12 protein-coding genes are annotated in these 12,180 nt (G+C 65.2%); 5 read left to right on the top strand and 7 right to left on the bottom strand.

Annotated elements, in window-relative coordinates; all coding sequences use genetic code 11:
- Nucleotides 1-214 (bottom strand): sigma-70 factor domain-containing protein (locus KBY85_RS10215; protein WP_315859982.1); only part of this gene is annotated, 214 nt, incomplete at its 3' end.
- 70 nt (nucleotides 215-284) lie between these two features.
- On the opposite strand from KBY85_RS10215, the gene KBY85_RS10210 reads away from it, so the two are divergent.
- The gene (locus KBY85_RS10210) at nucleotides 285-1,016 is read left to right on the top strand and encodes a pseudouridine synthase (RefSeq protein WP_254961393.1); all 732 of its coding nucleotides are present in this window, start codon (nucleotides 285-287) and stop codon (nucleotides 1,014-1,016) included.
- 128 nt (nucleotides 1,017-1,144) lie between these two features.
- A complete protein-coding gene (locus KBY85_RS10205) occupies nucleotides 1,145-1,957 on the top strand; it encodes a helix-turn-helix transcriptional regulator (RefSeq protein WP_254961392.1) in 813 nt (270 codons plus the stop codon).
- On the opposite strand, the gene malQ is transcribed toward KBY85_RS10205, so the two are convergent.
- A complete protein-coding gene (gene malQ / locus KBY85_RS10200; protein ID WP_254961391.1) occupies nucleotides 1,921-3,447 on the bottom strand; it encodes a 4-alpha-glucanotransferase in 1,527 nt (508 codons plus the stop codon). The genes KBY85_RS10205 and malQ overlap by 37 nt on opposite strands.
- Entirely contained in the window at nucleotides 3,444-4,640 is a 1,197-nt protein-coding gene (locus KBY85_RS10195) for a Coenzyme F420 hydrogenase/dehydrogenase, beta subunit C-terminal domain (protein ID WP_254961390.1), read from the bottom strand. Before KBY85_RS10195 ends, malQ begins: the two co-directional genes overlap by 4 nt.
- Nucleotides 4,641-4,731: 91 nt before the next feature.
- On the opposite strand from KBY85_RS10195, the gene KBY85_RS10190 reads away from it, so the two are divergent.
- On the top strand, nucleotides 4,732-5,733 hold the full coding sequence (locus KBY85_RS10190) for an LCP family protein (RefSeq protein WP_254961389.1): 1,002 nt from the start codon (nucleotides 4,732-4,734) through the stop codon (nucleotides 5,731-5,733).
- Here KBY85_RS10190 and KBY85_RS10185 read toward each other — a convergent pair.
- A complete protein-coding gene (locus tag KBY85_RS10185; protein WP_254961388.1) occupies nucleotides 5,716-6,219 on the bottom strand; it encodes a hypothetical protein in 504 nt (167 codons plus the stop codon). The genes KBY85_RS10190 and KBY85_RS10185 overlap by 18 nt on opposite strands.
- A 68-nt stretch (nucleotides 6,220-6,287) precedes the next feature.
- Between KBY85_RS10185 and KBY85_RS10180 the strand changes: the two genes are divergently transcribed.
- Entirely contained in the window at nucleotides 6,288-7,295 is a 1,008-nt protein-coding gene (locus tag KBY85_RS10180) for a ribose-phosphate pyrophosphokinase (protein ID WP_254961387.1), read from the top strand.
- Between the two features lie 47 nt (nucleotides 7,296-7,342).
- Nucleotides 7,343-8,473, top strand: coding sequence for a glycoside hydrolase family 10 protein (locus KBY85_RS10175; RefSeq protein WP_396121845.1), 1,131 nt, complete (start codon nucleotides 7,343-7,345; stop codon nucleotides 8,471-8,473).
- Here KBY85_RS10175 and pepN read toward each other — a convergent pair.
- From pepN to KBY85_RS10160, 3 genes are read right to left on the bottom strand one after another with little or no spacing between them, the layout of a single operon-like run.
- Nucleotides 8,457-11,123: an aminopeptidase N gene (gene pepN, locus KBY85_RS10170; RefSeq protein ID WP_254961386.1), complete on the bottom strand. Its 2,667-nt coding sequence runs from the start codon at nucleotides 11,121-11,123 to the stop codon at nucleotides 8,457-8,459. The two genes, KBY85_RS10175 and pepN, sit on opposite strands and share 17 nt — an antisense overlap.
- A 5-nt stretch (nucleotides 11,124-11,128) precedes the next feature.
- Nucleotides 11,129-11,569: a cAMP phosphodiesterase gene (locus KBY85_RS10165; protein WP_254961385.1), complete on the bottom strand. Its 441-nt coding sequence runs from the start codon at nucleotides 11,567-11,569 to the stop codon at nucleotides 11,129-11,131.
- A 44-nt stretch (nucleotides 11,570-11,613) separates the two neighbouring features.
- Nucleotides 11,614-12,174 (bottom strand): hypothetical protein, encoded by a 561-nt coding sequence (locus KBY85_RS10160; protein ID WP_254961384.1) that lies wholly within the window; start codon nucleotides 12,172-12,174, stop codon nucleotides 11,614-11,616.
- Between the last annotated feature and the right edge of the window lie 6 nt (nucleotides 12,175-12,180).

Here is a 12,180-nt window from a genome sequence, read left to right as displayed (position 1 = left end):
TTGGCTTGTTGCCCAGTCGCACCTCCAGCTCCAGCTCCAGCTCCTCTAAACCCACCAGCTCCTGCACCTGGCGACCCAGCGTGATCTCCTGCTCATGGGACAGCAGCGGCACTCGCCCGATGTCCCGCAGGTAGCTGCGCACCAGGTCGCCACCTGATTGGGCCGAGACAGCACCGGCACTGGGGCTGGAGCCAAGAACGGGCAGGGCTGACATGGCTAGCCGGTTTACGAAACTCTTTGGTTTCGCAAACCTACCATTCTTTTTAAGGGCGAACATGGGTGGCATGCCCACTGAACGGCTGCAAAAACTGATAGCCAACGCCGGGCTCTGCTCCCGTCGACAGGCAGAACAGCTGCTGGACCAAGGCCTGGTGCAGGTAAATGGTGCCGTGGCCCAGCTGGGCGATCGGGCCGACCCCGAGCGCGATCGCATCACCGTGCGGGGAGAGCCCCTGGCGGCCCGGCCCCAGCCCCTACTGCTGCTGCTCAACAAACCGGTGGGAGTGGTTTGCAGCTGCCACGATCCCGAGGGGCGAACCACCGTGCTGGACCTGCTGCCAGCCGAACTGCGCCACGGCAGTGGACTCCACCCGGTGGGCCGGCTCGATGCCAACAGCCGCGGCGCCCTGCTGCTCAGCAACCAGGGGGAGGTGACCCTGCGGCTCACCCATCCACGCTACGGCCACCGCAAGACTTACCGGGTGTGGGTGAAGGGCCAACCGGAGGACCGGGTGCTGGAGCGCTGGGCTGCCGGAGTGCCCCTTGATGGCCAGGCCAGCCAACCGGTGGGGCTGGTGCTGATTCAAAGGCGCCCCCAGGCAACCGAAATCGAACTGCGGATGGGAGAGGGACGCAACCGTCAGATCCGGCGCACCGCCGAGGCCCTTGGCCACCCCGTGCTCGATCTGCAGCGGCTGGCAATCGGCCCCCTGCAGCTGGGCGCATTGCCCGAAGGTCGCTGGCGGCGCCTCGATCGCCAAGAATGGCAACTGCTTAATCCCACGCCCCCACCCTGAGCCCCTCAATTCCGCTGCCACCAAAGCGCCCGCGAGGCAGCCCTGGCCGCTGGTGGCGCCCTGGTGGCTGGTGGCGCCCTAGTCAATCAGCGGCCCCAAGTGGGCCTGCCGAGGCTCCGGCTGATCCGTTGCTGGCAGCAGGCCAGCGGCTGCGGCTGCGGCGCGAGGAACGGGGCCTGAGCCTGCGGGACCTCGCCCTGCAAACACGCATCAGCGCAGCAGTGCTGGAGGCCCTAGAGCGAGGCTGGCGCGACCGTCTACCGGAAGCCACCTACCTGCGCACCATGGTGCCGCTGATCGAGCGACACCTAGAGCTGCCATCCGGCAGCCTGGAAACGGCGCTGCCCAGCAGCGAGCAACACCGCCGTTTCCAGGGCCAAAGGCGAGAGCCCCTGCTGCGTCGTTTCACGCCGGGCTCAATCGATGTATTCACCACCTGGCAGGGCACCCTGCTCTACGGCCTACTGACCCTGGGACTGATCTACGCGCTGAACCTGCAGCAGCAGCAACTGGCAGCCCGGGGGCTGCTGGCGCTACGGCCGATTTCGCCCCTGCCTGCCGCTGACCAGGCCAAACCGCCGCGGCCTGATCAAGCCCTACTGCAGCTTTATCCCGAGCTGCGCCCCCTGGAGCTGGCCGCCAGGGGCCAGGGGGTTGAGAAACTGCGGCGGGCAAAGCCAAGCCAAATTCCAGCGGCCGGAGTGCTGGAGCTGCAATTAAGCCAGCCCAGCCAGTTCACGCTGGAGAGCGCCAGCGGAGTTCGCACCAACCTGCGTAACAGCAGCGGCAGCATCAGCCTGCCACTCAGTGGCAGCTTCCGACTCAGCCTCAACCCTCCACCCAGCGCCGGCGATCTAGTGAGCTGGAACGGCTCGCCCCTGCAGCCAGTCAAGGGCCAGCCCGGTCAGTTCAGCTCACCAGCAGACGCAGCCCGGCCGTAGCTAGCCGCCATGGCGCCATAGCCCTGCAGGGCCCCGTCCAGGCTGGCCACCGGCTGCTGCAGGCGCCAAGTCCAGTTGCCCGAGCTGGTGCCTGGGGTATTGAAGCGGGCCCGGTCATCGAGCTCCAGCAGATCCTGAAGGGGCACCACCGCTAGGTCGGCAGGACTGGCCAGTGCCAGCTCCAGCAGCTGCCAGGCCGGCGCCGTGATGGGTGCACCCACCGCCTCGGCCAGCCGCTGACGGGCGTCGTCACCGAGGCTCTGCCACCAGCCAACGCTGGTGGCGTTGTCGTGGGTGCCGGTGTACACCACCCAGCGGCGACCGCGGATGTTGGCTGGTAGGTAGGGATTGGTGGAGTCGCCATCAAAGGCGAACTGCAGGATCTTCATGCCTGGCAAGCCGAAGCCATCACGCAGGGCCTCCACCTCTGGGGTGATCACACCAAGATCCTCAGCAATTAGGGGCAGGTGCCTGCCGCGGCGCAGCCAGAGCAAGGCCAGCAACGGCCAGCCTGGAAACCAGCGCCAACTTCCGTTTTCGGCGGTGAGTGCATCACCGGGCACGCTCCAAAAAGACTCCAGAGCGCGGAAGTGATCGAGCCGCAGCTGGTCAAACAATTCAAATTGGCGCTGCAGGCGGGCCAGCCACCAGCTAAAGCCGCTGAGCAGGTGTCTGGGCCAGCGATAAACAGGGGTGCCCCAGAGCTGGCCGGTGGCCGAGAAGTAGTCGGGCGGCACGCCGCTCTGGGCCGTGAGCGAGCCATCGGAGCGCAGGGAGAACAAGGAGCGGTGGGCCCAGACATCGGCGCTGTCGTGGGCCACATAAAACGGCAGGTCTCCCAGCAGCTGCACGCCGGCCTGGCTTGCCTGACGGCGCAGCTGCTGCCACTGGCGCTGCAGCTGCCACTGAAGCAGCTGCTCCTGCAGCAGCCAGTCGGCGCGCTCGGTGGCAATTCGCGCTAAGGCGCGGCGCTGACGCTGGGCCAGGGGCGCCGGCCACTGCCACCAGGGCTGGCCGCCTTGGAGCCGGCGGATCACCATGAATAGGGCGTGGTCTGGCAACCAGCGCCGTTGGCTCCGCCGCCAGCGGGCAAAAGCCCGTTGCTGCTCTGCCGGCTGGGCACCCCAGCGGCGGGCCAGGGCCTCCCCCAGAGCCGTACTGCGGGCCGCAACCACAGACAAATCCATCGGCCCGGCCGCCAGCGCAGCTCCAGGTAGGGCCTCTAAGTCATTGGGCTCCAGGAAACCCTCCTGCCGCAACCGCTCACCATCCAGCAGCCAGGGGTTGAGGGCCGAGCCGCTAGGGGAGCTGTAGGGCGAACCGGTGCCGTCGGGGGGAGCAAGGGGCAGCAGTTGCCAAACGCCAATGCGATGGCGACCGAGGAGGTCAAGCCAATCGTGGGCAGCCTGGCCAAAGCTGCCGCAACCACCCTTACCAGGCAGGGAGGTGGGGTGCAGCAGCACCCCGGCATGGCGGTGGGCCTGATTCACGAGGCCGGCAGCCGATATCGACTAATGATGGCCTTGGCAAACGCCGGAATGTGGGCTTCGAGCTTTTCTGGGTGGTTACGCCGCAACCAGAGGGCGTTGCGGGTGAAGTGGGAGTCGATCGAAAAGCGGCCATATTCCAGGCCCTTCGGCCCTAGCCGCTGCACCAGCAAACCAATCAGGTTGGCCAGCCACATGGGCAGCTTCAGGGCCTTGTCGTAGGCCTCGATGCCCTGCTGCACCGCCGCAAAACGCTCACCACTGGAGGTAACAGGGGCCACGTCAAGCTCCTCCTCCACCAGATCCAGCAGCAGCTGGCCCCTGGGGTTGCGCACCGTGAGCCATTGGCGGCCGAAGGTCGCGCCCATGTAGCCCACCACCAGATCGGCGCCGGCGTTGGTGTAGTCGAAACAGCTCAAACAACTCGGAGCAAATACATCTTTGAGCTTGGGTGTGTCCAACCCAAAGAAGGGCACCGTTTCCTCGCGGCCGTCGCTGTGGCGGAAGTGGATGCGGAAGTCCTGCATGAACTCGTAGTGCACCACCGTCTCTGGCGAGCTGACGGTGCTGTCGAGGAAGGTCTGCAGGCCTGCTCGGCTGACGTTGTCTACGCAGGGCAAGCCCAGCACGTAGAGCTCATCAAGGGGCAGGGTGGATTGCACCGCCCGCAAGGCCTGGATCTGGCAGCCCACACCGATCGCCAGCAGCTTGCGGATGCCGCTGCCGGGCAGCTGCTCCAGCACCTCCAGGTTTGGGGACAGGGTGGGCTTATTCACCCGGGCGCTGAGCACCTCCTCCGGGGTGCGGGCGAGGCGGGGCACGGGCGTGAAGCGATCCTCCTCGCTTTGGCCAACGCAAAGCACCGCATCGACCAAGCCAGTTTCCAGGGCCCGCACACCGATGCGGCTGACGATCCCGGTCCACTGGGCCCCTTCGATCGGTTGCTGGAGCCGGGCGGTGAGCATGCGCTGCTGCACCCCGAAATAAAGCTCCTCCTCGTTGTCGAGGTCGCGGCTACGGCCATGGGCCGCAGCCTCCATAGCCTCAAAGCGCTGCTCCAGAAAGGCGCAGCTGTTTTTCACGTAAGCAACCCAGCGGCTGTCACACAGACCGCACTGGCTGCATAAATCTTTGGCTGGATAGACGCTGCCCTTGGCCAGGGGCCGGGCGCGCTCATGGGGAGCACTTGCAGCCATCAGCGGATTTCCCCATAGCATCTGCGCCGCCACAACCTATCGGGTGCAAGACGTAGAGGCTTGGGCCAAAGTGGTTTGCCGACAAGCCCCTATGGCCCGACGTTCCGCCCCAAGCCAACCCCGCCGGGGAGCCACCCTGTTGCGGCTGGGTGCGGTAGCCGTAGGCATGGCCATGGGCGCGGGTCTGATCGGTGTGCTCTGGCCCATAGGCGACCGTGCCACAGAACCACTGCAGCAGCTGACGCCAGCCGACCTGGCCAAGCCCCCTAGCCGCAGCATCACCCTGCTGGTGATCGGCCTCGACAGCGAGCGTCCCGGGGATCCGCTCAACAAGGCCGCTCCCCGTGGGGCAGCCAACGCCGATGCCCTGCTGCTGGTGCGGGTTAATCCCCAGGGGCCCCTGCAGGTGCTCAGCCTGCCGCCCAACCTGGCCGTGCAACTACCGGGCCAGAAACGCCCCCAGAGTCTCGGCAGCCTCTATCGCATCGGCGGCGTAGCCCTCACCGCTGATGCGGTGGGCAACCTGGTAGGCCTCGACTCGGGCCAGCCAGCGCGCTTTTTGGTGCTGGGCCGCTCCAACCTGCGCAGCCTGGTGGATGGCCTCGGCAGCATCGCCGCCAATCCCACCCTGGCTCTTCGCTACAAGGACAAGAGCCAGCGCTTCAGCATCAACCTTCAGGGCGGGCTGCAACGGCTCAAGGGCAACCAGGTGGAGCAACTGGTGCGCTACCGCGATCCAGACCGGCCTGAGGAGAGTCGCCAGGACAACCAGCAGCTGGTGGTGCGCAGCCTGCTGCGGGAGCTGGCCATGCCGGAACAGCTGGGCCAACTTGCAAATTTGCTCAAATCACTCAACAACCAGGGGGTTGTCACCAACTTGAGCCAGCCAGAAACCCTGAGCCTGCTGGCGGCTGGCCTAGATCAGGCCGAGAGCGTGCAATTCACCAGCCTGCCCCTGGCACCGGCACCCGAACAGGAACAGGAACAGGAACCCAACAACAGCCGGAGCACCAAACTGAACCTGCGCGAGATCAGCAGCAGCGCCCCTGAGCCCCTCTGGCCGGCAGCGACTACCTCAACGGCTCAGCAATAGCTCCCATCGCAGGGCCAAAGCAGGGGCCAGGTCAAAAGGCTCCTCCAGGGTTCCCAACCAGGGCAGGCCATCGCCGCGGCGCAGGTCTGGCTGCCAGGGGCCACCGGCCTGCACCAGCCCGGCCAAGGGCACTTGCCACTGGGCCAGCAGGGCCGCCATCGCCGCCGGCAGGCCCGTCTGCAGCTGCTCGGCCGTCAGCAGCAGCAGCACCGGCTGGCGCCAGGCCCCAAGGGCCTCGGCCCAGTGGCCGAATCCCTGCAACACCAGGCCGGGATCAAGCAGCAAGGGCACCAGGCCTGGTCCCTGCTCAGCCAGGGAGGCCAACGATTGGGGCGGTTGCTCAATTGCGAGCGGGTTGCCCCAGGGCAGGCCCAGGGCCAAGGCCAGCGGTGGCCCCGCCTCTGCTTGCAGTGCCGCCACCGCAGCCGCTGCACCAGCTCCCACCAGCACCAAGGGGCGTTGCCGACCAGACAGGGAAAGAGTCATGGATTTTTGTACTAGGTGGGCGGGCTCGCTTCTACCATCAGGTTTCAGCCGACGCGTTAGCGGCCGCCGTGACCAGTTTTCTGACCGCTGATCGCGTGGCACCCCAGGGCAGCGCGAGCCAGTCGAATCACGACACCCGGCGACTGAGGTTGTTTAGTGGCACCGCCAACCAAGCCCTGGCTCAGGAAATTGGCACCTATCTGGGCGTGCCAGATGGGCCGAGGGTGATCAAACGCTTCGCAGACGGCGAGCTTTACATCCAGATTCAGGAGTCGATCCGGGGCTGCGATGTCTTCCTGATCCAGCCCACCTGCGCCCCGGTGAACGATCACCTGATGGAGCTGCTGATCATGGTGGATGCCTGCAAACGGGCCTCGGCCCGGCAGATCACCGCCGTGATCCCTTACTACGGTTACGCCCGCGCCGACCGCAAGACCGCCGGACGGGAATCGATCACCGCCAAACTAGTTGCCAACCTGCTGGCTAAATCAGGGGTGGATCGGGTGCTAGCCATGGACCTGCACTCCGCCCAGATCCAGGGCTATTTCGACATCCCCTGCGACCACATCTATGGCTCGCCGGTGCTGGTCGACTATTTGCGCACCCGCGACCTCTGCGAAGTGGTGGTGGTGTCCCCGGACGTGGGCGGGGTAGCTCGGGCCCGGGCCTTCGCCAAGCAGATGAATGACGCTCCCCTGGCGATCATCGACAAGCGTCGCTCAGGTCACAACGTGGCCGAAAGCCTCACCGTGATTGGCGATGTGGTGGGCAAGACCGCAATCCTGATCGACGACATGATCGACACCGGCGGCACGATCTGTGCCGGTGCCCGGCTGCTGCGGCAGCGGGGGGCAACCCGGGTGCTGGCCTGCGCCAGCCATGCGGTGTTTTCCCCACCGGCAATCGAGCGGATGTCGGAGCCTGGGTTGTTCGAGGAGGTGCTTGTCACCAACAGCATTCCCCGCCGCGATGAAGACCGCTTCCCCCAGCTGCAAGTGCTCTCGGTGGCCAAGATGCTCGGCGAAGCGATCTGGCGCATCCACGAGGAGAGCTCGGTGAGCTCAATGTTCCGCTGAGGGCAGATCCGCTGAAGTTGCGCCGTTTTGCCCGCTTAAAAGCCTTTTTGCCAGCTGCGGCGAGCATTTTGCTCACCCTGCCTTGGGCTGCCAACGCTCCACTGCTGGCCCAAACTCAGCCAGCTCCGCCCCGGCGCATCGGCGTGTGGCTCACCAATAGCCCCAGCCCCCTCTACTACGACCCCGCCCGCATCGATCGGGCGGTGCAGGAGCTGGCAGAAGCGGGCTTCAACACCCTCTATCCCAACGTGTGGAGCCGGGGCACCACCTTCCACCGCTCCCGCCATGCGCCGATGGAGCCTGCCTTGGAGAAGGCCAACCCCAACCTCGATCCGATCTGCCGCTTCACCAAGGCCGCCCATCGCCGCGGCCTGCAGGTGATCCCCTGGTTTGAGTACGGCCTGATGGAGCCGGCCGACGCTGCCGTGGTGCGACAAAACCCCGATTGGGTGCTGCAGCGCCGGGATGGCAGCACTGAGATGGTCATGCACGGCAAACCAATGGTGTGGCTCAACCCCGCCCACCCGGGGGTGCGGCAGCGCTTTCTTGGCCTGATCGGCGAAATCGTGCAGCGCTGCAGCGTCGATGGCATCCAGCTCGACGACCACTTCGCCTGGCCGGTGGAGCTGGGCTACGACCCCTACAGCCGCGAACTATTCCGGGCGGCCACGGGCCGGGAGCCGCCAAACGACCACACGGATCGGGCCTGGATGCGCTGGCGGCGTCAGCAGCTCACCGCCCTGCTGCGGGAGCTGCGGGGCCAACTCAAGCCCTCTGGCACGGTGATCAGCCTCTCGCCGGGCCCCTTCCGCTTTGCTTACAACCACTGGCTGCAGGACTGGGAGCTTTGGTCCTTGGGCGAGCTGATCGACGACCTAGTAGTGCAGAACTACGCCCACTCGGTGAAGGGCTTCGAAAAGGACCTCAACCAACCGGCCCTGGTTAAGGCGCGCAGCTGGGGCATGCCTGTGGAGATCGGCATCCTGGCGGGCTTCGGTGGCCGCACCCCAACCATGGCGACCCTGGCGCAGAAAGCCCAGGTTTCGCTGCAGCGGGGCCATGGTGTGATCTATTTCTATTGGGAGGGCCTGTGGGGTTTGCACGCCGGGCCTGAGGGGGCTGCCTACCGCAAAGCTGCCTTTTGCCAGCTGCACCAGAGCCTCAAGGGCCGGCCTTAGCGCCCAGGCACTGACTAACCACCTCACCGGTGTTTGGGGAGAGAGATGCTGCCGCCAGCTGCTCGAGGGCTGCGTGCATCGCGGCTGAACGGACTGGTCCGTAGCTCTGCCAGCGGCTAAATACCTTGGCCAGGCGCGAGGCCGTGATCGGGTTGCGCTGGTCGAGATCGGCGATGCGAGCTGCCATGAAGCGGTAGCCGGAGCCATCGGCGGCATGGAACACCGCCGTATTACCGGCGAGCCCCCCGAGCACGGCCCGCACCGAATTGGGCGCCGCGGGATCAAAGCGGGGATGTTCCAGTAGACGAGCCACCCGCTCCAGGCCATCGGCAAAGGGCGCAGATGCTTCTAGGGCAAACCAGGCATCAAGGATCACCGGCTTGTGCTGCCAGCGTTGGTAAAAAGCTTCCACTGCCTGCTGGCGCTCAGCGATCGGATGGCACTGCAGGGCCCTGAGGCCAGCGCGGGCCAGGGTCATCGAGGGGCCTTGCACCGCCGCCGCTGCAGCCGCCGCAACCTGCGCATCCCCGGCGGCCACCCGCCAGCTCCACACGGTGCCCGTAAGCAGGCGATCGCCGTTACCAGCGGGCCAGGCCAGGCTCCACTGGGGCGTGCAGCGCTCCAGGGCAGCGCTCAGGGGCACGGCCAAGGCCGCACCAAAACGCTGCTGCAGGGCAAGCAGCGCCGCAAACAGGGCCGGCGGATCGGGCTCAGCGCCAACGGCAACGGCGGCATCCTCGAGCTCGGGCAAACCTGGCAGGGCCAGCAACACGCTGCGGCTGGCCTCGGATAGGGAGGGATCGGCCAGGATCCGGCCGAAGGCATCGATCAGCTCCTCTTCCAGCAGGCCATCGGCGCTGCCTGCGGCGCGGGCCAGCACGGCTTGGCGCAGCAGCACCTGGCCCGCATCCCAGCGGGCAAAAGGATCGCTATCGGCAGCCAGCAGGTGCACCAGCTCGGCGGTGGGCCGGCCCATTTCCAGGATCACCGGCGCTGAAAAATGGCGTAGTAGGGAAAGGGCCGGGGGATGGTGCTGGCGAGGGAGTCCCACCAAGCGCAGGTTCTGCTGGGGCTGGTCGATCACCAGCAGGCGGGTGCCATCGCCAGCTAGCAGGGCTGGGTCTGGTTCTCTCTCGAGTCGCACGGGGAGGGATTCACCGCCCTGAGCCAGCAGCCCCAGGGCCAGGGGAATCACCAGCGGCTGCTTGTCGCTCTGGCCGGGTGTCGCTGGGGTGTGTTGTTGCACCTGCAGCTCGAGCACGCCCGTTTCGCCATTCCAGTGGCGCTGGATGTGCAGCCGCGGCGTGCCGGACTGGTGATACCAACGGCGAAATTGGGCGAAATCAAAGGGCGGCGGCACTGGGGCGGCATCCTGCATCGCCTGCACGAAGTCTTCGCAGGTGGCGGCGGTGCCGTCGTGGCGGCTCACATAGAGCGCCATCCCCCGCATAAACGCCTCCTCACCCAGCAGGGTGTGCAACATACGAATAAGTTCCGATCCCTTTTCGTAGATCGTGGTGGTGTAGAAGTTGTCGATCGCCTGATAGGCATCAGGCTGCACGGGATGGGCAGTGGGACCAGCATCTTCACGAAACTGGCTATTACGCAACATCGAAACGTTTTCGATGCGATTCAATGCCGCACCGTGCATATCTTCCGTGAAGCTCTGGTCGCGAAACACGGTTAGACCTTCTTTAAGCGACAGCTGGAACCAGTCGCGGCAGGTGATGCGATTGCCTGTCCAGTTGTGGAAATACTCGTGGGCAATCACGCTCTCGATCCGCTCAAGCTCGCCATCAGTAGCGGTTTCGGCGTCGGCTAGCACCAGCTTGGAATTAAAGATATTGAGGCTTTTATTCTCCATCGCGCCCATATTGAAGTGACGCACCGCCACGATGTTGAACTCATCGAGGTCGTATTCGAGGCCGTAGCGCTGCTCATCCCAGGCCATCGAGCGTTTCAGGGACGCCATGGCGTGGGCGGTGTAAGACGCATCGCCGGGTTCCACGTGGATGCGCAGGGCCACGGCGCGGCCGCTGGCGGTGGTGAAGCTGTCTTTCACCTCCTCAAGCTGGCCAGCCACCAGGGCAAACAAATAGGAGGGTTTGGGGAAAGGGTCGTCCCAAACAGCGAAGTGGCGCCCGGCGTCGAGGTCGCCGCTTTCTAGGCAGTTGCCATTGGAGAGCAGCACCGGACAGCTGGCCCGATCGGCTTCGATCCGCACCTGAAAGCGACTGAGCAGATCGGGGCGGTCGGGGTGAAAGGTGATGCGCCGAAATCCCTCGGGTTCGCACTGGGTCGTGAACAGCCCGCCACTGGCGTAGAGCCCTTCAAGGGTGCTGTTGGTTTCCGGGTGGATGCGCACCCGGCTCTGCAGCTGAAAAACCCCAGAGGGAGGCTTGGTGATCACCAGCTGGTCGGCGCTGAGCTCAAAGGCCTCAGCCGGCAGGAGCTCGCCATCGAGACGCAATTCCAGCAGCTCCAAGTCGACGCCCTGGAGCACCAACGGTCCCGGCTGGGCCAGCGGATTAGGCACGAAGGCCAGCTGGGCCAGCACCTCGGTGTGGCCGGAGTGGAGCTGCACCGTCAGATCGGTGCGCTCAAGCAGATACGGCGCCGGACGGTAATCGGCGAGGCGCACGAGGGGCATGGGAATTACTTAGAAGTAGCGGGCTTAGGGGTAGCGGGCTTAGGGGTAGCGGGCTTCACTGCTGGCTTGGTATCGGGCGACTGCTTGATGGCGTCCTGCACCTTGGCCATCACATCTGCTGGCACCTCCTTGGGGCAGATCTCAGCGGCACCAAGGACAGCCGAGTTGATCGATCCCTTGCGCAGGTCGTCGATGCTGAGCGGCTTAGCTCCCACCTGGCTGATCACGCCATCGTGCTGGCCCTGAATCAGCTGGGCGATGGTTTCGCCAGCAATGCCCACCGCTTTATCGAAGGGCACCCCTGCCCCCCGGGCAATGCAAACGTTTACGGCTGCAATCCGGGTGTAGAGGTTCATTTCCGCCTCAGTGGCTGGAGCTGCCAGGGCTGCTGCAGGGACCAGCAGCAGGGGAAGCACCAGCAGGGGAGCCAGAAAACTACGGGGCATCAGGAACACCGGAAAAGAAAAATTGCTGACTGCATGCTGCTGCATCAAGGCAAGGCGTCGTGCGGGATGGGCGCCCCCGCTTCTTCAACCCGGATCTCGTGGTGGGTTTCGGCCACATCCAGGGCGCCGTTCTTCCAGGAGTAGATCGAACGGGAGCGGTAGCGGTCTTGGTCGACCAGGCGAGTGTGCTCAAGAATGTCCCACTCCTGGTAGCTGGATTCAAAAATGAGCTCGTGCTCATCCACCTGACGGATCTGACTTTTGGTGGGAGCGCCGCTCAAGTAGCCGGAGCTGCGGCTTAGCTGGTGACCGCAGAGATTGGCCTCCATGGTGCCAGTGGGCACGTAGCGGGGCTTTTTGTCGAAGAATTCGAACTCCTGCTCGGGCCACCAAGTGAAGCGATAGGCCGCATCACCCTCCACCGGCTCACTGAATATCTCCACCCGCAGCATCATGTCGAGCCGCAACGCCTCCCCGTCCTCAAATAAATACAGCCGGCGCGAGCGCCACAGGCCCAGGTTGCGGGCAAACCAGCGCCTTGTATTGCTGTCGAGCTGAATCCTGGGGCGCGGCGCCACTGGACTGGAATTTGAAGGCATGCTCATGACATC

The sequence above is a fragment of the Cyanobium sp. BA5m-10 genome, from assembly GCF_024346255.1.
GTDB lineage: Bacteria > Cyanobacteriota > Cyanobacteriia > PCC-6307 > Cyanobiaceae > Cyanobium_A > Cyanobium_A usitatum.
Note: the sequence above shows the minus strand (reverse complement) of the source record. Positions and strands in the feature narration are given on the sequence as shown.

Bases quoted from the DNA above. Each gene is read 5' to 3' on its own strand.
- KBY85_RS10210 (WP_254961393.1), top strand. From the start codon at position 285: ATGCCCACTGAACGGCTGCAAAAACTGATAGCCAACGCCGGGCTCTGC.
- KBY85_RS10190 (WP_254961389.1), top strand. From the start codon at position 4,732: ATGGCCCGACGTTCCGCCCCAAGCCAACCCCGCCGGGGAGCCACCCTG.
- pepN (WP_254961386.1), bottom strand. From the start codon at position 11,123: ATGCCCCTCGTGCGCCTCGCCGATTACCGTCCGGCGCCGTATCTGCTT.
- KBY85_RS10185 (WP_254961388.1), bottom strand. From the start codon at position 6,219: ATGACTCTTTCCCTGTCTGGTCGGCAACGCCCCTTGGTGCTGGTGGGA.
- KBY85_RS10195 (WP_254961390.1), bottom strand. From the start codon at position 4,640: ATGGCTGCAAGTGCTCCCCATGAGCGCGCCCGGCCCCTGGCCAAGGGC.
- KBY85_RS10165 (WP_254961385.1), bottom strand. From the start codon at position 11,569: ATGCCCCGTAGTTTTCTGGCTCCCCTGCTGGTGCTTCCCCTGCTGCTG.
- KBY85_RS10160 (WP_254961384.1), bottom strand. From the start codon at position 12,174: ATGAGCATGCCTTCAAATTCCAGTCCAGTGGCGCCGCGCCCCAGGATT.